This window comes from Corallococcus terminator (assembly GCF_049194865.1).
Taxonomy (GTDB): Bacteria; Myxococcota; Myxococcia; order Myxococcales; family Myxococcaceae; genus Myxococcus; species Myxococcus terminator_A.
The window spans coordinates 41,197-64,838 of the sequence record NZ_JBLZWL010000117.1 but is presented as its reverse complement, the minus strand read 5'-3'; the positions used below and the strand labels follow the sequence as shown (position 1 = coordinate 64,838).

Here is a 23,642-nt window from a genome sequence, read left to right as displayed (position 1 = left end):
TGGTGGACCACCTCGCCACGGCCGTCAGCAGCGCTCGCGCCTATGAAGGTGAGAAGCGGCGGGCGGAGGCCCTGGCCGAGATTGACCGCTCGAAGACCGCCTTCTTCAGCAACGTCAGCCACGAGTTCCGCACGCCCCTCACGTTGATGCTCGGCCCCATCGAGGACGCGCTGATGGATGCCGAGCATCCCCTGCCCCCGCCCCAGCGAGAGCGCCAGGAGCTGGTGCGCCGCAACGGGCTGCGGCTGCAGAAGCTGGTCAACACCCTGCTCGACTTCGCCCGGCTGGAGGCGGGCCGGGCCCAGGCGTCGTTCATCCCCACGGACCTCTCCGCCCTCACGCGAGACCTGGTCAGCAGCTTCGACTCGGCGATGACCACCGCGGGGCTGGAGCTGGTCGTCGCCTGCCCGCCGCTGCCCGACTCCGTCTACGTGGACCCGGAGATGTGGGAGAAGGTTGTCCTCAACCTCCTCTCCAACGCCTTGAAGTTCACCTTCGAGGGGCAGGTCCACATCGCGCTGGAGTGGCTGGGCGACAGCGTGGAGTTGACGGTGCGCGACACGGGCATCGGCATGCCGGAGCACGAGCTGCCGCGCATCTTCGACCGCTTCCACCGCGTCGAGGGCGCGCGGGGGCGGAGCCACGAAGGCACGGGCATCGGGCTCTCGCTGGTGCGAGAGCTGGTCAAGCTGCACGGCGGCACCGTGACGGTGACGAGCACGCTCCAGCGGGGCACGACCTTCGCGGTGCGCCTGCCGACGGGCTCCTCGCACCTGAACCAGGAGCATGTCGGGGCGGCCCGGACGCGGGCCTCCACGGGGATTGGCGCCCGCGAGTTCCTCGCCGAGACGACCCAGTGGAGCGAGCCGGAGACCGCCGTCGCCGGGCCCCTGCGCGCCCACGCCGGGGCGCGCATCCTCGTGGCGGACGACAACGCCGACATGCGCGGCTACCTGCTGCGACTCCTGGCGCCCCACTGGCGCGTGGAGACGGTGAGTGATGGAGCCCAGGCGCTCACCTCCGCGCGGGAGAACCCTCCCGACCTCCTCCTCTCCGACGTGATGATGCCGGGCGTGGACGGCCTGGAGCTGGTGCGGACCCTGCGCGCCGACGAGCACACCCGCGCCATTCCCATCCTGCTGCTGTCCGCGCGGGCCGGAGAAGAGGCCACCATCGAAGGGCTGCGCAGCGGCGCGGACGAGTACCTGGTCAAGCCCTTCTCCGCCAACGAGCTCCGGGCGCGCATCAATGCCCTGCTCACCGTCTCCCAGCTTCGGCGGGAGGCGATCCACGCCGAGCGCGTCCACGCGGAGGAGGCCCGAACCCTGCTCGAGGAGGCGCGCCGCGCCACCCGCTCGCGAGAAGAGACTCTCGCGGTGGTCAGTCACGACCTGCGCTCGCCCCTCACCGCCATCCGCACCGCCGCCGAGCTGCTCCAGCGAAGCCCCCCGGAGGGCGACACGGGCGGGCGCGTGCACAAGCACGCGGAGTCGATTCACCGCTCCGCCAGCCGGATGAACCGGCTCATCGACGACCTGCTCGACCTGGCGAGCATCGACACCGGGTCGCTCTCCGTCGACGTGAAACCGCAGCGGGTCGAGTACCTGGTGCGCGAGGCCCAGGAGCAGTTCGAGCCCCAGGCGGCCGAGAAGGGCCTGACGCTCGACAGCGAGGTGGCGCCCGGGCTCATCCTGCAGTGCGACCGGGAGCGCCTCCTCCAGGCGCTCGGCAACCTCCTCTCCAATGCCATCAAGTTCACGCCTCCCGGACAGGGCGGCCGCATCCACCTGTGGGCAGGCAACGCGCTGGGGACGCCCGGCATCCGCTTCAGCGTGACGGACAGCGGCCCCGGCATTTCGCCCGAGGCGCGGCGGCACCTCTTCGACCGCCACTGGCACGCGGCCCAGAAGCGGCGCGACAGCCACGGGCTGGGGCTCTCCATCGCGAAGGGCATCGTGGAGAGCCACGGTGGGCGGCTTCAGTTGGAGAGCACGTCCGACGCCGGCAGCACGTTCTCCCTCTGGCTCCCCGCCGAGCCTCGGGCCGTGGAGGTCTCCGTGGAGCCGCGCCCGGTGCTCGCGCGAGGCGCCGCGGAGGAGCACTTCATCCAGGGTGGCGGCGAGATGGGCGCCTTGATGCGCGCCTTCGACTGGCGGACGACGGCGCTGGGGCCGCTGGAGCGCTGGCCTCAGTCGCTGCGGACCTCCGTCAGCACGATGCTGCGCTCTCCGTACCCCATCATCCTGTTCTGGGGTCCGGAGCTGAACATGCTCTACAACGACCCGTTCCGGCCCATCCTCGGAGCGAAGCACCCGCTGACGCTGGGCGCGCGCGGGTCGGAGGCGCTGGCGGAGGAGTGGCGGTTGTTGGGCCCCTTGATGCAGCGCGTGCACGAGACGGGAGAGCCGCTCTTCATCGAGAACGGCAACGTCAACTTCGCGCGGCGGCCCGGGGGCCTGCGGGAAGAGTCCTACTTCACCTGGTCCTACAACCCCACCATCGGCGAGTCGGGGGAGATCGCCGGCCTCTTCGCCATCGCGAGCGAGACGACGCGGCAGGTCGTCGGTGACCGGCGCCTGACCATCCTCCGGGAGCTGTCCATCCGGGCGGCGCTCAGCGCCAAGGTCGACGCGCTCTTCGTCGCATTGGAAGAGGTCCTCACGCCGGCCGGCCACGACCTGCCCTTCGGCCTGCTCTACGTCGTCCGAGGCGAGCAGGCGCAGCTGGTCACCTGCGCCAACCTGCCCCGGGGCTCGGCGGCGGCGCCTACCGAGCTGCGTCTGGACGACACGAGCTCGTGGCCGCTCGCCAGCGTCGTGGACGCGGGACAGGAGGTGCTGGTCGACGACCTCGCGTCGAGGTTCGGTCCCCTCCCCGGCGGCCCCTGGCCCGAGCCCACGACGCGCGCGCTGCTGCTCCCGGTGCCCATGGGCGCGGACGCGGAGCTGACGGGCGTGCTCGTCATCGGCATCAGTCCGCTGCGCGCGCTGGATGACGAGTACCGGAGCTTCTTGCAGCTGCTCGCGCGGCAGCTCGCCGCCAGCTTCGCCAGCGCCCGCGCCTACGAGCAGGAGCGACAGCGCGCCGAGCAGCTCGCCCAGCTCGACCAGGCCAAGACGGCCTTCTTCAGCAACGTGAGCCACGAGTTCCGCACGCCGCTCACGCTGATTCTCGGGCCCATCGAAGACGCCATGAACAGGGAGCCGAAGACCCTGGATGGCGAGCAGTTGGACCTGGTGCGCCGCAACGCGCTGCGGCTCTACAAGATGGTCAACACGCTGCTCGACTTCTCGCGCATGGAGGCCGGACGGACGCAGGCCACCTACGTCCCCACGGACCTGGCGGCCTTCACTCGCAACCTGGCGAGCACCTTCGAGTCGGCGGTGGGCAGCGCCGGGCTGCGGCTGCGGGTGGACTGTCCCGCGCTGCCCGAGTCCATCTACGTGGACCCGGAGATGTGGGAGAAGGTTGTCCTCAACCTGCTCTCCAACGCGGTGAAGTACACCTACCAGGGCGAGATTCGCGTCGGCCTGCACTGGCGGGACGGGGGCGCGGTCCTCACGGTGCAGGACACGGGCGTGGGCATCCCCGAGGAGGACCTCCCGCGCGTCTTCGAGCGCTTCTACCGCGTGCGCGCCACCCAGGGCCGGAGCCATGAGGGGACGGGCATCGGCCTCGCCATGGTGGAGGAGCTCGTCAAGCTGCACGGGGGCCACGTCTCCGTGACGAGCCGGCTGGGCGAGGGCACCACCTTCACGGTGCGGCTGCCAGGCGGCTCGGCCCACCTGCCCGAGGAGCGAATCGACCACAAGCCCCGCTCGCGCTCGTCGGCGGCCTGGGCCGCGCCCTTCGTCCAGGAGGCCCAGCGGTGGTCCGCCTCGGACACGCCCCTGCGCCAGCCCGCGGCGGCGGCTTCGACGCAGAGCGCGGAGGACGCGGAGCTGGAGGTTCCGGAGTCGCTGACGTCCTCGCGCATCCTCCTCGTCGATGACAACGCCGACCTGCGCAGCTACGTGTCGGGGTTGCTGGGCCGCCGCTTCTCCCATGTCGAGACAGCGATGAACGGCCAGGAGGCCCTCGAGCGGGCGCGCCTCCAGCCACCGGACCTCATCCTCTCCGACGTGATGATGCCGGTGATGGATGGCTTTGGCCTCGTGCGCGAGCTCCGCGCGGACCCGCGCACGCGGACCATCCCCATCATCCTGCTCTCCGCGCGCGCGGGCGACGAGTCCACGGTGGAGGGACTGTCGAGCGGAGCGGATGACTACCTGGTGAAGCCCTTCTCCGCGCGCGAGCTCATCGCCCGGGTGCGCACGCAGCTGGAGATGGTCAGCGTGCGGCGGGAAGTGACGCGCAAGGAGACGGAGAAGGAGGCGCTGCTGGACTCCGTGCACCTGCGCGACGAGTTCCTCAGCCTGGTCAGCCATGAGCTGCGCACCCCGGTGAGCGTCCTGTCCCTCAACATCCAGTCCCTCCTGCGCGGCCTGGACCGAGACACGCAACGCTCGCCGGAGGAGCTGGTGCGCAGCCGGGCGCAGACGACGGAAAAGCAGCTCCAGCGGCTGACACGGCTGGTGGAGCACCTGCTGGACGTGTCCGAGTTCGTCACCGGCCGGCTGGAGCTGGTGCGCCAGGACGTGGATGTGACGGCCGTCGTGAAGGACGTCATGGAGGGGGCACAAGAGAAGGCCGCGCGCGCCGAGTCTCCCCTCACGTGGACCGCCCCGCCCGCCGTGGTGGGCCAGTTCGACCTGGAGCGGCTGCATCAGCTCGTGGAGAGCCTGGTCGACAACGCCATCAAGTTCGGCGCGGGCAGGCCCGTCGAGGTCAACGTGGCCTCCTCGGCACAGAGCGTCCGGATCTCCGTCGTGGACCACGGCCCCGGCGTCGCCTCCGAGGACGGCGAGCGCATCTTCGGCCGCTTCGAGCGCGCCGTCTCCGCGCGCAACCACGGGGGCTTCGGACTGGGCCTGTGGATGGCGCTCCACATCGCGGAGGGCCACGAAGGTGGCATCCACCTGACGCCCACGGAGGGGGGAGGGGCCACCTTCACCGCCGAGCTGCCGCTGACCGCCCCGAAGGGCTGACGGGGAGCCTCACTGTCAACCGAGGCCCCCTCCCTGCTAGACTGCCGGACATGGTGCCGTTGACCGACCGAGCCGCCCTGTCCCCCGAGCAGCGAGAGGCGCTGGAGCGAGAGCTTGGGCCCCTCACCCTGCTCCAGGACGTGGTGCGCTGGGGCTTCGCGAGCACGCCGCCGCGCGACGTGACGGAAGTGGTGGTGCAGGACGAGTTCACCCACGACGTGGTGCTGCCCTGGAAGGACGGCGGCTACCTCGTCTTCGACACCACCTGACTCGGCGGAGTCAATGCGGTCTCCGTGTGGGACCGTCGACCCAGCGCGGATGACCTCCTCGACGCCCGGCTCGCGGCGGGCTGGACGCCCACCCCCACCGGCACCGTCGACGGAGACGTCATCCTGGGACATGCCGCGTGCAGGGTGCCGCCCCCGAAAGACAAGGCGACACCCTGAGCGACGCGGGGACTACTTCCCCTTGCCCTGCTCCTTCACCCACGAGTCCTTCAGGGTGACGGTGCGGTTGAAGACGGGCTTGCCCGGCTGCGAGTCCTTCGGGTCCGCGAAGAAGTACCCCAGCCGCTCGAACTGGAAGCGGGACTCCGGCGTCGCCTGGGCCAGGCTCGGCTCCACGCGCGCATTGCGGAGGACCTCCAGGCCCGCCGGATTGAGGAAGGTGGTGAAGTCCTTCGCGTCATCCGCGTCCGGGCTCTCCACGGAGAAGAGCCTGTCGTACAGCCGCACCTCGGCGGTGGGCGCGTTGCCCGGCACCCAGTGCAGCGTGCCCTTCACCTTGCGGCCATCCGGCGAGTCACCGCCGCGCGTGGCCGGGTCATAGGTGCAGCGCAGCTCCGTGATGTTGCCGGCCGCGTCCTTGATGACCTCCTTGCAGGTGATGAAGTACGCCGAGCGCAGGCGCACCTCTTTGCCCGGGGCCAGTCGGAAGAAGCCCTTCGCGGGGACCTCCATGAAGTCCTCCGCCTCGATGAACAGCTCGCGCATGAACGGCACCTTGCGCGTGCCCATCTCCGGCTTCTGCGGGTGGTTCTGCACGTCCAGCAGCTCCTCCTGCCCCTCCGGGTAGTTCTCCACCACCACCTTCAGCGGACGCAGCACCGCCATGGCGCGAGGGGCCGTCTCGTTCAGGTCCTCGCGGATGCACAGCTCCAGCACGCCCATGTCGATGAGCTGCTGCGTCTTGCTGACGCCCGCGCGCGTGGCGAAGTCGCGGATGGAGGCCGGCGTGAAGCCCCGGCGGCGCAGGCCGCTGAGGGTCATCATCCGGGGGTCATCCCAGCCGGAGACGTACTTCTCCATGACGAGCTTGAGCAGCTTGCGCTTGCTCATCACCGTGTAGTTGAGGTTCAGCCGGTTGAACTCGTACTGATACGGCCGGTCCCCCTGGATGAGGCTGTCCACAATCCAGTCGTACAGCACCCGGCGGTTCTCGAACTCCAGCGTACAGACGGAGTGGGTGATGCCCTCAATCGCATCCGACAGGCAGTGCGCGAAGTCGTAGAGCGGGTAGATGGGCCACGCCTCGCCGGTGCGGTGATGGTGCGCGTGGCGGATGCGGTAGATGGGCGGGTCCCTCAACACGGGGTTGGGGGACGTCATGTCGATTTTCGCGCGCAGCGTGTGCTTGCCGTCGGGGAACTCTCCGCCGCGCATGCGCTCGAAGAGGTCCAGGTTCTCCTCCACGGAGCGGGTGCGGTACGGGCTGTCCCGGCCCGGCGTGGTGAAGTCGCCGCGGTACTCGCGAATCTCGTCCGCGGACAGGCTGCACACGTACGCCTTGCCCTGCTTGATGAGCTGCACGGCGAAGTCGTAGAGCTTCGGGAAGTAGTCGGACGCGTAGAACTTGCGGTCGTCCCAGTCGAAGCCCAGCCACTTCACGTCGCGCTGGATGGCCTCGACGTAGTCGGTGTCTTCCGTGACGGGGTTGGTGTCGTCGAAGCGCAGGTTGCACACGCCGCCGAATTGCTTCGCCAGCCCGAAGTTCAGGCAGATGGCCTTGGCGTGGCCGATGTGGAGGTAACCATTGGGCTCGGGCGGGAAGCGGGTGTGCACGCGACCACCGTGCTTTCCCGCGCGCCGGTCTTCCTCGATGATCTCCTGGAGGAAGTTCAGGCCCTGCGTTTCGTTCGTCGTCGTCATGATGGGGGCGAATCCTCGTGAAGCCGCCCGGGGCCGGCAAGCGATTCCTTGCACCCTCGCCGTTCCCAGCGGGCCTCGAAGCAGAACACCCGGGCCGGGCCACCCCTTCCGCCCCCCAGAGCGGAGAGGCGCCCAGGTGCCCTCCCGGGCCCTCTAGAGGGACGCCAGCAGGTCTTCCCAGGCCCCCAGGGCCTTGGACGCGGACAGCTCGTCGGCACGGGCCCGGGCCCGGCGGGACAAATCCTTGCGGTGTACCTCGTCGGTGACGACGCGCCCCAGCGCCTCCGCCAGCGCCTGGGGGTCCTCCATGGGCACCAGGATGCCATGGCGGCCATGCTCCAGGACCTCCGCCGGCCCGGAGGGACAGTCGGTGCTGACCACCGGGCACCCCAGGGCGAGCGCCTCCAGGAGCACCATGGGCAGGCCCTCGAAGCGCGAGGACAGGGCGAACACGGCGGCCCGGCGCATCAGCGCGTGCGGGTTGGTGGCGAACCCCGGCATGAAGACGGTGGACTCCACGCCCAGCGAGCGCGTCAGGGCCTTCAGCTCGGCCTCCAGCGAGCCCACCCCGAGGATGAGCAGGTGCTGGTCCACGCCCCGCTGACGCGCCAGGGCATGGCTCCGGATGAGCACGTCGAAGCCCTTCTGGGGCTCCAGCCGTCCCACGGCGATGACCACGGGCTTCTCGAAGACGGGCGGGGCCCAGTCCGGCAGCGGCCCCTCCGCGGCGGCGCGCACGGTGTCGCCGTCCACGAAGTTGGGGATGACCTGGAGCCGCTCCTCGGGCACGGGCACGAGCGACCGGAAGGAGCGCGCGGTGTCATGGCCGCAGGCGACGATGCGGTTCATGCGCGGATACAGCAGGCGCAGGCCCCACAGCTGACGGCGCGGCTGCTCGCGGTGGAAGGCGCCCCAGTCGAAGTGGATCATCCCCACCACGGGCTTGTCGAGCAGCTTGCCCGCCAGGCAGGCCAGCAGCGCGGCGCGGCCCTCCTGGCCCGCGACGATGACGTCGGCCTCTCGCGCGTGGCGCAGCAGGTGCCAGAGGTACACCGGCAGGCTCTGCCGGTGGTAGTCGTAGGAGTCCGTGGCCCAGGAGATTTCGGTGTTCCGGGGCAGCCGGTCCTCGCGTCCCGGCGGGGGCCGGTGGTGGAAGAACAAGCGGGTGGCGAAGCGGCGCGGGTCCAGCCCCTCCAGGATGTTGCACACCGAGCGCTCGATACCCCCACCGCCCAGGAACACGAGCGTGAAGAGCACTCGCTTCCGGCTGGGGTCTTTCGAGGCTTCTCGTGGCACCGGTTGCAGCATCAGCCCTCCACTCCCCAGAAGGCGGATGCACCGTAACCCAAGGAGCCCTACCCGCCAACAGAAGGCACCGGAGGTCTGTCCGCTCGCGACCCGAGCCGCCGGCCTGACGCAGGCCGCCGGGAGTCTGGACTAGGCTGGCACGTCCTCGCGCCCTCCTCCCGTGAAAATCCCACGCCGCCCGCGCCGTGTCCTCTTCCAGATGTCCCTGCTCGGCCTGGTCGCCATCGCCGGCGCCCTGGCGGTGCGAGGCCACCGCATTGGCCAGGGCCTGCTGCACCCGCCGCACGTGCCGGTGGAGCGGCCCGCTGCATCACCGGACCTCACGGGCATGGAGGACGTGGCCTTCTCCAGCGCGGACGGGTTGACGCTGCGCGGCTGGTACGTGCCGTCGCGCAACCGGGCCGCGGTGGTGCTGGTGCATGGCTTCGCGGACAACCGCGCGCAGCTGCTCTTCGAGGCGCGCGCGCTGGCCCGCGCCGGCTACGGCGTGTTGCTGTTCGACTTGCGCGCGCATGGCGAGAGCGGTGGAGACCACGTGACGTGGGGTGACAGCGAGCGGCGCGACGTGACGGCCGCGCTGGACTTCGTCTCCACGCGGCGGGACGTGGACCCGGCGCGGCTGGGCCTCTTCGGCTTCTCCATGGGCGGCACCACCGCGCTGCTGGTGGCGGAGCAGGACGCCCGCGTGAAGGCGGTGGCCGCGGCGGGCGCGTATCCCGCGCTGGAGGCGGACGTGTACTCGGGCTACGGCCGGTGGGGCGCCTTCAGCGCGGAGCCGGTGCTGTGGACGCTGCGCCACGCGGGCGTGGATGTGGAGGCGGTGCGCCCCATCGACGGCATGTGCCGGCTCCAGGGCCGGCCCCTGCTGCTCGTCAACGGCGACGTGGACCCGGACGCGCCCGCCAAGCTCCAGGCCAGCCTCTTCCGCGCTGCCTGCGAGCCCAAGTCCCTGTGGGTCGTGGAAGGCGCGGGCCATGGCGAGTACGCGCGCGTCGCGCCGGAGGAGTACGCACGCCGGCTGCGTGAGCACTTCGACCGGGCCCTCCTGAGCGCGGGCTGACACGCGGGACCTACGAGGTCCCGCCCGGCTCGGAGGCCGGCTCGGGCACTGCGGGGGGTTCCCACGCGGGAGGCGCATTCAGCGCGGGCCGCCCCACGAGCAGCTCGTGCGGACGAAAGCCGCCCTTGTACCGCAGCGACGCGCACGCCTGGACGCGGTAGCCCAGGTACACGTGGGGGATTCCGCGCGCGCGCGCCAGCTCCACCTGGAACACCACGTTCGCCGTGCCTGGGGACAGGGCCGCGTAGGCCGGGTCGTAGAAGAAGTACACCGCGCTCCAGGCGCGCGGCGTCTCGTCGCAGATGCCCAGCGCCACCAGCCGGGGGCCGCCCTCCGCGCCATCATCGTAGAAGGCGACCTCGCGCGCGGACGGGTGCGGGAAGGAGAACTGGAGCGAGTACTCGCGCGGGGTCAGCGGCGAAGCCTCCCACTCTCGCGAGGACTCGCGCTCCGCATGCCAGGCCCGGTAGAGCGCCAGCCGCTCGTCGTCCACGCGGGGCACGCCCACCTCCACGCGCAGGTGCGCGCAGGCCGCCCGCGCCCGGCGCTGGCTGCGGTTGGGGCGGAAGGACTCCACAGGCAGGCGCAGCGAGACACACTCGCCACACGAGGCGCACGCGGGCCGGAAGTACAGCGGGCCGAAGCGGCGCCACCCGCGCAGCAAGAGGTGTTCGTACTCCTCCGGTGAGACCTCCTGCATCACCAGGTTCTCCAGCGACGCCTGCTGCTCGGGCAGGTAGCTGCAGGGGCGAGGGGCTTCGACTTCATGTGCCAGCAGGAGGGCCATGTCCGTCCACGTTCCTCTCCGGCGGCCCGCCCGGCGTCAAGTCGGCCGCGGGCGTCAGGGTGCCCCGCGGCCAGGGAGCCACGCCCCGCCAGTGTCTCATGTCGAGCCTCCGGCGCATCCCCGACGCGAGGGCATGGCATGGCGACTGCAATCATTCTCCGGTGACTCCCACGCGAAGGCGGTTAGCACATGGCCCGAGACTGCCTGCAGCCCTGGATGGACCGGCTCGCCCACGCCCAACTGGAGACCGAGGCCTTCGAGCCCCACGCCAGCTTCGGATGGGAGTCGTGGGATGACCAGCGGCTGGGAGCTCGGATGCTGGCCACGCTCCCCTCGAACCCGGACAGTCGTGTCCTGCCGGCCGAGCTTTCCCGACAGGTCGTCGAGGACCCCGGGTGGGAGCCGGACGACTCCGATTTCTCGGTGGCGAGCTACTGAGGGACGCCGCTTCTCAACCTCATCCAGTTTGAGAACACGCGGCCCGCACACCTTGCGCGTCGGGCGGGCAGCCGCGCAAGCCGCGCGCGGGCTGGAATGCGAGGTGTCTTCCCGGCCCCCGGCGCCAGCGCGTATAAGTCTGACATGTCCGCAATCGATGTCTCGGTGGTGATGCCCACCCACCGACGAGAGAAGGAAGTGCTGGAGGCCATCCGCTCGGTGCTTTGCCAGGAGGGGGTCCAGGTCGAGGTCATCGTGTTGGATGACACGCCGGAGGGCACGGCTCGGGCGTCGGTGGAGGGGCTGGGTGACGAGCGCGTGCGCTACGTGGTGAACGACCCGCCCTCCAAGGGCCGTCCGGCGGTGGTGCGCAACCACGGCGTGACGCTGGCGCGCGGGCGCTACCTGCACTTCCTGGATGACGACGACATGCTGGCGGACGGCTCGCTGCACGCCATGGTGAGCGCGCTGGACGCGCGCCCCGACGCGGGCGTGGCGGTGGGCTGGGTGGTGCCCTTCGGCGACGACGCGGACTGGCTCAAGGACAAGAGCGAGTACTTCGAGTGGGCCGCCAAGGTGGGCGCCTCCACGCCCAACAGCGCGTGGACGGTGGCGCACATCCTCTTCCGCGGCACGCTGTACGTGAACTCGGCCTGCATGGTGCGCCGGGAGCACTTCTCCGCGCTGGGCGGCTTCGACGCGTCCATCCCCGTCTACGAGGACGTGGACTTCTACCTGCGCGGCATCCGCGCCTTCGGCCACGTCTACGTCAACCGGCCCATCCTGCACTACCGCACCGGCCGGCCCTCGCTGATGCACAACCTGGGCAAGGACGGCACGCTGGTGATGCAGTCCAACGAGATGATTCACGGCAAGTATCGCAAGACGAACGGCGTGCTGGAGTATCGCGCGCTGCAGTTGTTGATGCGCGCGCTGCCTTTTGATGTCGCCAAGCGGCTGCCGCTGCGGTTGCCGAAGCAGGGCCGGGTCTCATGAGCTTGAAGAATCGCCTTGTCGGGACGGCCAAGCGTCAGATGAAGCAGACGCTGCGGCCAGTGCTCCAGCGGGCCATGGCGCCCGCGCGCACGGAGATTCCCGCGTCGTACTGGGGGCTGGAGCACCGCGCCAGCCAGGGCCTGTGCCTGGAGGGCGTGCCGCTCAAGGAGCTGGTGAAGCGCTGGGGCTCGCCGCTGCACGTGGTGCACCTGGCGGCGCTGCGGCGCAACGTGGAGCGCTTCCTGGCCGTGCCTCATGGACGGGCGGGCGGCTGCGAGGTGTTCTACTCGTACAAGACGAACCCGATTCCCGGCGTGCTGGAGGTGCTGCACGGCCTGGGCGTGGGCGCGGAAATCATCTCCGCCTATGAGCTGTGGCTCGCGCTGAAGCTGGGCGTCGCGCCCGAGCGCATCGTCTACAACGGCCCGGTGAAGTCGGAGGCCTCGGTGCGCGAGGCCATCTCCCGGGGCATCCAGCTCCTGGCCGCCAATCACGCGGAGGAGCTGGGCACCTTCGCGCGCATCGCCTCGGAGGTCGGCAAGCGTCCGCGCGTGGCGGTGCGAGTCACGACGGACAGTGGCTGGGCGGCGCAGTTCGGCACGCCCATCGCCGGGGGCGCGGCGCTGCGGGCGTATGCGCAGGCGCGGGCGTCGTCACATCTGGACGTGGTGGGCCTGCATGCGCACCGGGGCGCCACCATCCGCACCGAGGGCGAGTTCACCGCCTTCGTGGAGGCGGTGCTCGCCTTCACGGACACGCTGCACCAGGAGCTGGGGCTCGATTTGGAGGTGCTGGATTTGGGCGGCAGCCTCTGCACCCCGTCGGTGGAGCACATCGCCGAGCGCGACTGGCGGCTCAACCTCACCTTCTTCCGCGACGTGCCCGCGCCGGACCCGGAAGGGGCGCTGGGCATCTCCCGCTACGTGGCGCTCGCGGTGGAGCTGGTGGAGACGCACTACGCGCGGCGGGGCCGCGAGCGTCCGCGCATCTTCCTGGAGCCGGGCCGCGCCATGACGGGCGACACGCAGCTGCTCCTGGGCCGCGTGCACACGCTGAAGGAAGGCGATGACCGGACGTGGGCGGTGCTCGACGCGGGCGTGAATCATGCCGAGTGCGTGCGCAACGAGTACCACCAGCTCTTCCACGTGGACCGGCCGGACGCGCCCGCGTCTCGCGTGTACACGGTGGTGGGGCCCATCTGCACGCCGGGCGACACGCTGTACCACGCGAAGCGGCTGCCGGAGCTGGCCGAAGGCGACACGCTGGCCATCATGGACGCGGGCGCCTACTTCGTGCCGTTCGCCACGTCCTTCTCGTATCCCCAGCCCGCCATCATCGCGCTGGACGACGGGCAGGAGCGCCTCTTGCGCCGGGCGGAGACGTTCGAGGACCAGATTGCCCTCGACACGGCGGGCGGGGCCACGACGCCGGGCAAGCCCGAGGCCGCCTGAGGCGCCTGGCCGCCCGCGCCTTCAGCGGGCGGCCCAGGCTCCGAGCGGGACCTACCGGTTGAGCACCATCATCCGGAGGAACGCGCGAGGGTGGCGCGCGGAGCCGTAGAGAATCTGGGCGACCTCCACCGCGGTGGGCATCATGTCATCCGAGTCGATGAGCGGATCCACCGCCACGTCCCGGTGCTCCCCCAGCCAGCGTCGCCACTGGCGAGCCTCATCGACGGGGAGCGCGCCGGACAGGCGCTGGAGGTTGAGCAGCATCTCCAACGCAATCCGGTTGCAGAACACCTCGCCCTTCCCCGTCCACTCGCGCGCCGCCTTCACCACGCCCTCGAGCGCGGGCTTGTCGCCCAGCGCCGCGTGGTAGGCCATCAGCGGCAGCGGCAGGCCCCGGGCGATATCGAAGCCCATCTGCCCGTAGTAGCGCGGGTTGAAGTCGATGAGCAGGAAGTCGTCCTTCGTCTGGATGAACTCCACCTCGAAGACACCGTGATAGTTCAGCCGCTGGCACAGCCGCTTGAGCCCGTCCGCCAGGTCCTGTCGCACCGGCGCGGACTCGAAGCACACGCCCACGCCCAGCCGGCGCGGACGCTGGAGCACCTTCATGGCGCCTCGCACCTCGAACAGCTCGCCGGACTCGTCCACGAAGCCCGACAGGCTGTAGATGCCCTCCGCAGCCTCCGGATGGAACTCCTGCACCATCGGCCGCGCCACCGCCGGGTCGAACTTCACCAGCATGGGCGCGTAGCCATCACGCGCGAAGGACCGGTACTCCTCCACCAGCTGCGACGGCTCCGCCACCGGCAGGCCCTTGACGTGCGTGGAGTAGAGAATCTGCGTCGTCGGCTTGATGAGGACCGGGAAGCGCGCCTCGCGGGCGATGGCCTCCAGGTCCGCCTCGGACTCGGGGAACCAGGTGCGCGGCAACGTCAGCCCCACCGCCTGGCCCGCCTCGAAGAGCTTGCGCTTGTTGAGCAGCCCGTACACGGCCTCCACGCCCGGGTCATAGAGGTGGAAGTACTTCGACAGCTCCTCCGCATGGACCGACACCAGCCACGCCAGCTCGTCGCTCGTCGGGTACAGCACGTGCCGGCCCGGCTCCCTCCGGCCGAAGTCCAGCAGCCACTCCATGAACGCCTCGGGCTGGGACTCGGGAGGACACTGCACGCGCCGCCCGACGAAGCGGGACCAGCTCGCGGGCCCCAGACGGCCGGGGTCCGCCACCGTGACGTCAATGCCATTGCGCCCGAAGCAGCGCGCGGCGGCGAGCGTGCCGTAGAAGCTCGCGGAGAAGAGCAACGCGGACGGCCGCCCCTCCACGCGCTGGCGCGCCGCCTGTTCCACCTTCACGTCTTCTGCCTCCACCTGAGCCGTCTCCAGTCTCTCCACTTCCTCCAGCCTGCGGGGACGCGGGGGCGTCCTGCGGGCCGTTGCCTGGGCTTGCGCGCCGACACCTGAAGCCTGCGTCGGAGCGGGAATCGAGAGACCCGCGGCGAGCCCGGCGGTGAGGAGTGAGAGGATGTGTCGTTTCATGCCTTGGGGACTCAACATAGCCGCCCCCCCCACCATTTGCCCCTGTCCACTTCGAGTCCCTTGTTCTGAGAACCAACGAACTCGCCACTTCCCGCCCATGAGACCCAGCCGGGTCCGACGCGACGACCCACCCGCGCGTGGCGACCCATGGCGTGAGAAAACCACCTCGGGCCATGGCGCGAGCGGCTGGCCACACGCGTCAGGGACTCACGCCACCCTCCGGCCGCCACACGAGGTAACCCGAGTCGAGCAGCCACGGCTCCGTGGCCACCCCGCTCAGGCGCGCACCCAGGCGTGTGACGGACTCGTGGAACGCATCAGGAGGCGAGGTGTGTCCCGCCTCGCGCGCCTGTCTCCAGGCTTCTGTCCACTCCTGGAAGAAGGTGTGCATGGGCTCGCCAGGACGCACGCGTCGGCGCAAGTCCCGGGGCAGCCAGTCACGGAACAGCAAGGGCGCGAACCCGTTGCGGAAGTCGGTGTGGAACAGCAGCGCCTCGCGCGTGGGAGGGGCCTCCCGGTCCGCCGACTCCCGACGCAGCAGGTGCGCGGTGAGCACTGAACCCTCCGGGTCCGAGCTTCCCTCCACGAGCAGCCCCGACGGCAGCAGGAAGCGACCCAGGGCGTGGTGCACCTCGGAGACGCGCTCGGCGGGCCCCTGACGCAGCAGGTTCATGGCCCGCATGAGCCGGACGGGCTCGTCTTCCGAGAGCGGCAGCTCGAAGCCCCCCTGCCGGAAGGAGGTGCGGGGCCCCGCGTGGGCCTGGGCCGCCAGGGCGCGCGCCTCCTCCAGCTCCACGCCGATGACGGTGAGGTCCGGCTGGAGCGCGCGAAACGCCTCCGCGCTCTCCAGCGTCGTCCACGGGTGCTCGCCGAAGCCCACGTCCACGAAGGAGGCCCGGGCCCAGGCGCCGTCGACGCGCGACAGCAGCTCGCGCTCGAAGCGGCACAGGTAGACATCGAGCGCGCGCAGGCGCCCTGGCGCGGTGCGTCCTCGTGTCTTCGCATCCAGCGTGGACATGGCTCCCACTTCGTCGAGGCGCGGCTCGCGCGTCAAGCCTCTCCCTGTTCCCTCCCGCCCGCACGGGCCGGTAGGCTCCTTCGCGTGCGTCCTGCTTCCGCCCTCACCTGCCCCGGCTGTCAGGCGCCCCGCGTGGAGGGGCCGGAGTGTCCTCGCTGCGGCATCATCTACGCCCGCGCGGAGGCCCGGGCGGCGCGCAAGGCCGAGCAGGAACGCGCGGCGGCGGCATCAGCGCCGCCTCCCGAGCCCGAGGCCTTCGAGGTGGACCCCGCCTGGCTCGTGCCGCCGCCGGACCTGCGCTCGGACGTGCACCCGCCGGAGACGGCCGCGTTCGACGCCGCCGACGAGCAGGCCGTGCACGAGCTGCGGCTGCGCCTCATCGTCGTCCCCGTGGCGCTGTTCGTGGGCTACCTGGGGGCCACCGGCTCGCTGCGCTTCATCGTCCGCCTGTTCACCATGCTCGTGCACGAGGCGGGGCACGCCATCACCGCGTGGCTGTGCGGCATCCCCGCCGTGCCGTCACTCTGGGTGACCTCCATGGGCTCGGAGCGCTGGTACTCGCTGGCGCTGCTGCTCGCGGGTGCGCTCGGAGCGCTCACGTGGCTGGGATGGAAGCTGCGTCGCCCGGCGTGGGTGACCTGGGGCGTGGTGCTGCTCACCGCCCAGCTCGTCTGCACGCTGCTCTTGCCCATGGCGAGCACGACGCCGCTCATCATCTTCGGCGGCGACGCGGGGATGCTGGTGCTGGGCACGGTGCTGATGGGGTGCTTCTACGTGCGGCCCGGCAGCTACCTCCACGTGCGGGGACTGCGCTGGGGCCTGGTGCCCATTGGCGCATTGGCCTTCTGGGACTGCTTCGTCACCTGGTGGGCGGCGAGGACGAACGCGGAGGAGATTCCCTTCGGACGCATGGAGGGCGTGGGCCTGAGCGACCCGAGCCGTCTGGTGGACGAGCACGGCTGGCAGGAGGGCGACCTCATCCGCCGCTATGTGATGCTGGGCGTGCTCTGCCTCGTGGCACTGGCGGTGTTTCACGGCCTGCACCTCTACCGGGGGCGGAGCCGGCTTCGAGACGCCGTGCGAGCGAGGCGCTACCAGGACCCGTGACGCGACGTCGCGGGTTGTGACAGCGGTGGAGGATGCCGGTACCCTTCGCGGCACATGGCCCACTCCGTCCCGCCGCTCCCCTCTCCGGAGCACGCCCCGTCCCCGATGTCCGACGCCCCCGAGCAGGTGCAGCCGCGCTTCGGGTGGCTGCCTCCGGTGGGGACCTGGAAGTACCACCTGCTGTTGAGCGCGGTGGCCCTCTTCATCCTCGGGCCCCTGGGTGGCATCGCCGCGTCGTACATGAACTTCAGCGTGGGCTTCTTCGTCGGCGGGCAGGTGCTGGCGGGCATCCTCGGCAGCGCCGTCACGTACGGCTACGGCGCGGAGGGCAAGCACGGCGCCAACTACATGCAGACGATGGCCGCGTCGGTGGCCTCGCTGTGCGCCATGTCCGTGCTCATCCAGGCCATGGTGTGGCTGGGCATGGAGCTGCCCCCCGCGTGGCACCTGATGCTCTTCGTGGGCTGCGTGGGCATGTTCGCGGTGGGCGTGGGCATGCTCTACACGCCGCTGCTCGTGGACCGGCTCCAGCTCGACTACCCGTCGGGCTTCGCGGTGGCCAACATCCTGCGCGCGCTGACGGACAAGCGGCTGCTCAAGGCGTCCATCTCCAAGCTGGGCGGCGGCACGTTGCTGGGCGCCATCGCCGCGTGGATGACGGAGAAGATTGCCTTCGTCGGCGCCATCGGGACGAGCGCCGCCACGCTGGGCGCGGGCATGATTGTCGGCAGTCGCATCACCGTGCCCGCGGTGCTGATGGCCGTCATCGGCGCGTGGCAGCTGCCCTACCTGCGCGAGCTTGGCTGGCTGGGCGCGGCGGACCCGTTCCGCAAGGTGGGCTTCCTCATCGGTCTGGCCATGATTTGCGGCGCGGCGGCGGTGGACCTCTCGCTGCTCGCGGTCCAGGCCGTCGCGCGCATGCGTGCCCATGCGGACGCCGCGCCGGGCGAGGAGCCGGCGTGGAAGAAGGTCAACATGCCCCGGCTGCTGGCCTGGGTGGTGGGCTGGGGCGCGGCGACGCTGCTGGTGGGCACGCTCGTGCTGGGTCAGCCCCTGGCGTGGCTCGCGTTCGGCCTCGCGCTGGCGCTCCTGTTCGTGCTCATCAACGGCATCTCCTACGGCATCACCGACCAGAACCCCATCTCCAGCGCGTTCGTCATCTCCATCATGTTGATGTCGCTGATGGGCCTGAAGAACCCGCTGGTGGGGTTGATGGCGGCGACCATCCTGCTCATCTCCACGTCCGTGGGCTGCGACATGCAGCAGGACCGCTCCACCGGCTGGCGCCTGGGCACCAACCGCGTCATCCAGTTCCGCTACCAGGTGATGGGCGTCGTCATGGGCGCGCTCCTGTGCGTGGGGTTGGCGAAGGTCTTCATGACGGCCTACCCCGCGCTGACCGTCAACCAGCTCGACAACCCCAACGTCCCGGTGGGCCAGTGGGGCTCCGCCATGACCTACAAGCTGGTGGGCGCCATCCGGGATTTGGGCTCGCTGTCGGACGCCAAGATTCAGGCGATGTTCTTCGGCCTGGGGCTCGGCTTCGGCATCCAGGTGCTGCGCAAGCTGCTCCAGCGCAACCAGGGCTACCAGCGCTACATCAAGAGCTCGCGCGAGGGCTTCGCGCTGGGCTGGACCATGGACTCGCTGGTGCTGGCCAGCCCCTACGCGTCGTCCTTCGGCGCCTTCGTGTCCTTCCCGGTGGCGCTGTGGTTCGGCGCGGGCGGCGTCATCGCGTCCGTGTGGAACACCGTGACGAAGAAGCGCGCCCCCGCCGCCGCGGGCAGCCCTGGACAAGGAGAGGCGCTCCCCGAGGACATGAGCACCATGTCCCTGGCGGGCGGTGGCCTCATCGCGGGCGAGTCCCTCTTCTTCCTCATCGCCGGCTTGATTGGCCTGGCCTCGCTGCTGGCGTGACTTGACAGTTTCGGCCAGAGGGCTGCTGTTGCGCACGAAAGCGCACTCATGAAAGAACCCGCACGGAGCGTCTGAGAACAGACGTTTCACACAAGACTCGAAGCGGGGGTTTCCATGAAGCGCGCAATCGTGATGATGGCAGCGGTCCTCGGTGTCTCGTTGATGGGCTGTGGCGGAGCGGACGTCGGTGCGGAGCCCGCGGAGGTCCAGGAAGACGTCTTGCTGGTTTCGGACGTCAGCCAGGAGCTCACCACGTGTACCGCCACCTGCTTCGACGGACAGTCCGTCTCCTGCTCGGGCGCGACCTGTTCCGCGGCGAATCAGAGCGGGGTGACGTGTGATGGCGTCTTCACTGCTTGCCCTCCAGCGGCCTGTCCGGGGACCTATCCGGCGTGCGCCGATTTGGAAGGAATGCTGTGCAACCGCACGGGGAATTGCTGTGAGGGCACGGTCAAGGCCATATGCCCGTGCTTCAACAAGCGATATCGCTGCTAGTACGACTTGAGCATCTGCTTCTTCAGCGCCAGCCGCTGCCTCAGCTACGAGTCGCTCCAACAGCCGACCAGACATGGCTAGCTTGAAAAAGCTGGAAAGCTGTGAGACACGGGTTCACTGACAGTGATGTTCGTGACCCGTGGTCAGGTGAGGAGTTCATCGATGAGACACCAGGCATTTCGAGCGCTTTTGATAGCAGCGGCCCTTGGCTGGGTGGGGTGTGGAGGAGAGGGGGGCGAGGCCCTGGAAGGGGAGAAGCCGGCGCCCCTCTCGGAGACGAAGTCGGAGGCGCTGGCCAGCAGCGGCCCGGCCGTCCCCTGGGTGGCCCCGACGCTCGTCGTCGACAGCAACTTCCCGACGGGGACGCTCCAGTTCAACTCCGAGACGGACTTCACCAGGTTCCTGCGCGCGTTCGATGCCGCGGAGGCTCCCTCCACCGGCTCCATCACCGGCACGCACGCCTACAGCGCCGCCAATACCAACAGCGCCAGCCAGAACTACGTCACCTTCACCGTCTACCTGCTGGCGGGCCAGGACTTCGACGTCGGTACGTGCGGTGTCGAGGGCTCGGTGGCCTCGGGCGACACCTACCTGCGCGTCCATGATGGCGCCAACAACCAGGTCGCCTACAGCGACGACGCCTGCGGCGGCTCGGGCAGCCGCGCGACCTTCACCGCTCCCTCCACGGGCACGTATCAGGTCCGGATGGGCTGTTACTCCGGCAACTCGTGCAGCGGGACGACGGCCTATGTCGTCAACGACGCCATCGGCGCCGGGGGGACCTCGAGCGGCTTCGTCTCCTACAACACCGCGAACACCAACAGCGCGACCCAGAACTACGCAACCCTGTCATTGCGGCTCGAGCAGGGGCAGACCTTCAGCCTCGGGACGTGTGGCCTCGTGGGGTCTGCCTTCACGGGTGACACCTACCTGAGCGTCCTCAACGGCAGCAACGCGGTGGTCGCCAGCGGCGACGATGCCTGTGGTGGCCGGGGCAGTCGCATCGACTTCACCGCCAGCACCAGCGGGACGTACGAGGTCCGCCTGGGGTGCTACGCGGCGGTCGCCTGCACCGGCACCCTCGCCTACACCGTCACCGCGCCGCTGACGCAGGCGCAGATGATGCCGGTGGGCTTCAACAGCGCGTACGCGGCGCTCAAGGCCGCTTCGTTCAGCGACCCCGCGGGTGATGCCATCGTCGACGTCACCGAGGCCGAGTACCTGAACGACCTCAAGCTCTACCTCACCGACGACGACTCCATCCGCAAGCTCGTCGACCCCGAGCTGCAGGTCGTCGTGGGCAGCACGCTGCGCCACATCACGAACCTGGGTGTCTTCACTGTCGAGCTGTCTCAGCTCGCGGCGTACCGGAGCTGGTACAACGCGAACAAGTACGCCATCAACGTCGACCCGAACTACACCTCGGTGCCGGGCGAGACGTCCCTGGGCAATGGCAGGTATCAGGTCATGCCGGGCGTCACGCGCGCGGTGGGCCGGGACTACGGCGTGCCCGACATGAAGCTGCTGGGCAATGACGAGGAGGGCGGCGGCGCCCAGACCCTCACCCAGAAGCGCGAGGCCCAGGAGGGGGAGCCGTCCGGGTCCGACACCCTGGCTGAGAAGAGCGAGGTCCAGGAGTCGAAGACGTCCTGCTCCGACGCCCTGACGGAGAAGGGCAACAAGGGCACGGAGTACGGCCGCATCGCGTACTGGTGGGGCAAGGTCAACCTGCACACGACGTCGTCCGGGGCCTGGACCCACGACACCGACTGCACCTCGGGCGCGAACCTCGACCCGCTCGCCTACTGCCGCAAGTTCTGGCCGGGCACGGCCTCGGTGCTGGAGGTCCCTGTGACGCAGAAGCCGGGGGCCCCCTGGCTGTCCGCGGGTTGCACGGGCCCCACCGCCTACAACGGGCTGCGCGAGTTCCTCTGCCAGGACACCCTTGCGTGCAACACGACTCCGCCCGCCAACCTCAACTATTCGTCCTTCCCCGTGGGCTCCAACTTCCGGCGCTCGGAGGACGTGGGTGTCACCGACAACCGGCGCTTCGTCTTCAAGGCGCAGCACACCTGGCAGCCGCTCAGCATCGTCTACGAGCGCATTGGCGTGAAGGCGAAGCTCCAGCGCAAGAAGCGCTTCCTGTTCGTCAGCTACTGGGGCCCCTCGAACGCCGACGAGATGGTGATTTCCATCGACAACATGTACCTCTGGACGGACTACATCTTCCCGGCTCCGCAGCAGTTCAACAATCTTGCCCAGCCGAAGTTCGATGGCCTGGCGGACTACAAGATTGGCAACTGGGTCGTGAAGACGATGAACATCAAGGTCAACGCGAGCGCCCTGGGCTACCGGGTGACGACGGCCCAGGTGGGGCAGTGGCTCAACAGCCTGTTCAACTCGCTCATCGGCAACACGTACCAGAACCTCTATGAGAGCATCGTCAAGAACATGATCGACTCGATCGATTCAACGTTCAGCCAGCGCTACAAGGAGTACGCCAAGCGCGTGATGCAGCTCGCCGAACAAAATCGTCTCAAGTGGACCATCGGCGAGGCCCGCAAGCCGCAGTGTTATGGAGAGTCCAACCGCTGGACCTTCGACTGGAACATCGGGTTCGGTGACGCCACGTACGACTACCAGATGAAGACAGGCGCCTTCTCCGCGCGCGCCCGCGTCGGCAACAACTGGTACGGCATCCGTTTCGTGCGCCAGGATTAGAACCGATTTCGGTAGGGCAGAAACCGGCACCGAACGGGGCGCCGACGCTCGATTCATCTGACCGGGTAGTACGAGGCCGACAACGCATCGGCTGACAGGCTGTCCGGCGGGTCCGGTTGACAATCATCGGGCCCGCCTGCATTTTAGTCCTCGTGAGCTTCGTCAACTTCTCCACGACCACCGGCACCACGACTCGCTACGGCGGGTGTGGAGCGGTGCGCGTCGCGAAGTAAGCAGACGACCGCACGGCTTTCCGCCCCGCCTTTTCGGCCGGGGCAGCCGTGCACTCGCTCAGTGCTCCGTCCGGCAAGGCATTCAACCCTTCCGTCTCTGGAGTCACTGCAATGCTCGACGAACAAGACCACCGCTCCCTGGGCCATCGCATGGACCTCTTCCATTTGCAGGAAGAGGCACCGGGAATGGTCTTCTGGCACCCGCGTGGCTGGAAGCTGTACCAACTGCTGGAGGAGCGCGTCCGCCAGCGCATGAAGCGCGAGGGCTACCTCGAAGTCCGTACGCCGCAAATCTACGCGCAGCCCCTGTGGGAGCGCAGCGGCCACTGGGAGAACTTCCGCGAGAACATGTTCCTGCTCGAGGACGGCGACCGCCACCTCGCCGTGAAGCCAGTGAGCTGCCCGGGCCACATCGAGCTCGTGCAGCGCATGGCGCCCAGCTACAGGGACTTGCCCCTGCGGCTGGGTGAGTTCGGGCTGGTGCACCGCAGTGAGCCGGGAGGCGCGCTGCATGGCCTGTTCCGGCTGCGCCAGTTCACGCAAGACGACGGGCACATCTTCTGTGCCCCGGAGCAGGTGGTGGACGAAGTCGTCCACTTCGCGCGCTCCCTGAAGGAGTTCTACGCGAGCTTCGGCTTCGACGAGGTCCAGGTGGCCTTCTCCGGCCGACCGGCGTCCCGAGCAGGAAGCGACGAGGTCTGGGACCAGGCCGAGTCGTGGCTGGCCGCCGCGGCGAAGCAGGCTGGACTGGACTGCAAGCTCCAGCCGGGCCAGGGCGCCTTCTACGGGCCCAAGCTGGAGTTCGTCCTGAAGGACAGGCTGGGGCGCGAGTGGCAGTGCGGGACGATTCAGCTCGACCTCGTCCTGCCCGAGCGCTTCGACCTGCGCTACCAGGATGGCTCGGGTGCGCGGGTCCGTCCGGTGATGCTTCACCGCGCGCTGCTGGGCAGCCTGGAGCGCTTCATCGGCGTGTTGCTGGAGCAGCACGGGGGCGCGCTGCCCGCGTGGCTCTCGCCGGAGCAGGTGGTGGTGGTGCCCGTGGGCGAGGCGGCGGTGGACTACGCGGAGCGCTTCGCGGCCAGCCTGCGCCGAGCGGGCTGCCGCGCACGGGTGGATGCGCGCAACGAGTCGCTGTCGCGCAAGGTGCTGGACTCGCACCAGGCGGGAGTCCCGTGGCTCGTCGTGGTGGGCGGGCGTGAAGTGCAGGCGAACGGCGTCAGGCTGCGCCAGCGGGACGGGGCGCAGCGGGACGTGTCGTGGGACGCGGGGCTGGCGGAGCTGGTGGCCGCCTGCGGGCCTGCGTCGGACGCCTGATGAAAGCCCGAGGGGTGGGGCCGGACC

At 69.6% G+C, this 23,642-nt stretch carries 17 protein-coding genes; 12 read left to right on the top strand and 5 right to left on the bottom strand.

What is annotated here, in order from left to right:
• The 3 genes from ACN469_RS35810 to ACN469_RS35800 form a co-directional block, all read left to right on the top strand.
• Positions 1-5,087: ATP-binding protein (locus tag ACN469_RS35810; protein WP_498775546.1), on the top strand; the 5,087-nt coding region annotated here is incomplete at its 5' end.
• A 50-nt stretch (positions 5,088-5,137) separates the two neighbouring features.
• The gene (locus tag ACN469_RS35805; RefSeq protein WP_498775544.1) at positions 5,138-5,356 is read left to right on the top strand and encodes a hypothetical protein; all 219 of its coding nucleotides are present in this window, start codon (positions 5,138-5,140) and stop codon (positions 5,354-5,356) included.
• Positions 5,357-5,380: 24 nt separating this feature from the next.
• Positions 5,381-5,533, top strand: coding sequence for a hypothetical protein (locus tag ACN469_RS35800; RefSeq protein ID WP_498775542.1), 153 nt, complete (start codon positions 5,381-5,383; stop codon positions 5,531-5,533).
• 12 nt (positions 5,534-5,545) lie between these two features.
• On the opposite strand, the gene ACN469_RS35795 is transcribed toward ACN469_RS35800, so the two are convergent.
• Entirely contained in the window at positions 5,546-7,234 is a 1,689-nt protein-coding gene (locus ACN469_RS35795) for a glutamine--tRNA ligase/YqeY domain fusion protein (RefSeq protein ID WP_498775540.1), read from the bottom strand.
• A 153-nt stretch (positions 7,235-7,387) separates the two neighbouring features.
• Positions 7,388-8,542, bottom strand: a complete 1,155-nt coding sequence (locus tag ACN469_RS35790) for a glycosyltransferase (protein WP_498775538.1) — start codon at positions 8,540-8,542, stop codon at positions 7,388-7,390.
• 160 nt (positions 8,543-8,702) lie between these two features.
• Here ACN469_RS35790 and ACN469_RS35785 point away from each other — a divergent pair, with 160 nt between their 5' ends.
• A complete protein-coding gene (locus ACN469_RS35785; RefSeq protein ID WP_498775536.1) occupies positions 8,703-9,602 on the top strand; it encodes an alpha/beta hydrolase in 900 nt (299 codons plus the stop codon).
• Between the two features lie 10 nt (positions 9,603-9,612).
• Here ACN469_RS35785 and ACN469_RS35780 read toward each other — a convergent pair whose 3' ends face one another.
• Positions 9,613-10,389, bottom strand: coding sequence for an arginyltransferase (locus tag ACN469_RS35780; protein WP_498775535.1), 777 nt, complete (start codon positions 10,387-10,389; stop codon positions 9,613-9,615).
• Between the two features lie 189 nt (positions 10,390-10,578).
• Between ACN469_RS35780 and ACN469_RS35775 the strand changes: the two genes are divergently transcribed.
• The 3 genes from ACN469_RS35775 to ACN469_RS35765 all read left to right on the top strand — a co-directional run bounded on the left by ACN469_RS35775 (position 10,579) and on the right by ACN469_RS35765 (position 13,274).
• On the top strand, positions 10,579-10,827 hold the full coding sequence (locus ACN469_RS35775; protein ID WP_498775533.1) for a hypothetical protein: 249 nt from the start codon (positions 10,579-10,581) through the stop codon (positions 10,825-10,827).
• 144 nt (positions 10,828-10,971) lie between these two features.
• Positions 10,972-11,823: a glycosyltransferase family 2 protein gene (locus ACN469_RS35770; protein WP_498775531.1), complete on the top strand. Its 852-nt coding sequence runs from the start codon at positions 10,972-10,974 to the stop codon at positions 11,821-11,823.
• Positions 11,820-13,274 (top strand): type III PLP-dependent enzyme domain-containing protein, encoded by a 1,455-nt coding sequence (locus ACN469_RS35765; protein WP_498775529.1) that lies wholly within the window; start codon positions 11,820-11,822, stop codon positions 13,272-13,274. The genes ACN469_RS35770 and ACN469_RS35765 overlap by 4 nt, the downstream gene beginning before the upstream one ends.
• A 51-nt stretch (positions 13,275-13,325) precedes the next feature.
• On the opposite strand, the gene ACN469_RS35760 is transcribed toward ACN469_RS35765, so the two are convergent.
• Positions 13,326-14,810, bottom strand: coding sequence for a carboxylate--amine ligase (locus tag ACN469_RS35760; RefSeq protein ID WP_498775527.1), 1,485 nt, complete (start codon positions 14,808-14,810; stop codon positions 13,326-13,328).
• A 199-nt stretch (positions 14,811-15,009) separates the two neighbouring features.
• Positions 15,010-15,828: a methylase gene (locus tag ACN469_RS35755; protein ID WP_498775525.1), complete on the bottom strand. Its 819-nt coding sequence runs from the start codon at positions 15,826-15,828 to the stop codon at positions 15,010-15,012.
• Positions 15,829-15,912: 84 nt separating this feature from the next.
• On the opposite strand from ACN469_RS35755, the gene ACN469_RS35750 reads away from it, so the two are divergent.
• The 5 genes from ACN469_RS35750 to thrS all read left to right on the top strand — a co-directional run bounded on the left by ACN469_RS35750 (position 15,913) and on the right by thrS (position 23,615).
• Positions 15,913-16,935: a hypothetical protein gene (locus tag ACN469_RS35750; protein ID WP_498775523.1), complete on the top strand. Its 1,023-nt coding sequence runs from the start codon at positions 15,913-15,915 to the stop codon at positions 16,933-16,935.
• A gap of 105 nt (positions 16,936-17,040) precedes the next feature.
• Positions 17,041-18,852, top strand: coding sequence for an OPT/YSL family transporter (locus ACN469_RS35745; RefSeq protein ID WP_498775521.1), 1,812 nt, complete (start codon positions 17,041-17,043; stop codon positions 18,850-18,852).
• 114 nt (positions 18,853-18,966) lie between these two features.
• The gene (locus ACN469_RS35740; RefSeq protein WP_498775519.1) at positions 18,967-19,347 is read left to right on the top strand and encodes a hypothetical protein; all 381 of its coding nucleotides are present in this window, start codon (positions 18,967-18,969) and stop codon (positions 19,345-19,347) included.
• A 162-nt stretch (positions 19,348-19,509) separates the two neighbouring features.
• The gene (locus ACN469_RS35735; protein WP_498775517.1) at positions 19,510-22,068 is read left to right on the top strand and encodes a hypothetical protein; all 2,559 of its coding nucleotides are present in this window, start codon (positions 19,510-19,512) and stop codon (positions 22,066-22,068) included.
• 344 nt (positions 22,069-22,412) lie between these two features.
• The gene (gene thrS / locus ACN469_RS35730; RefSeq protein ID WP_498775515.1) at positions 22,413-23,615 is read left to right on the top strand and encodes a threonine--tRNA ligase; all 1,203 of its coding nucleotides are present in this window, start codon (positions 22,413-22,415) and stop codon (positions 23,613-23,615) included.
• Positions 23,616-23,642 lie beyond the last annotated feature (27 nt).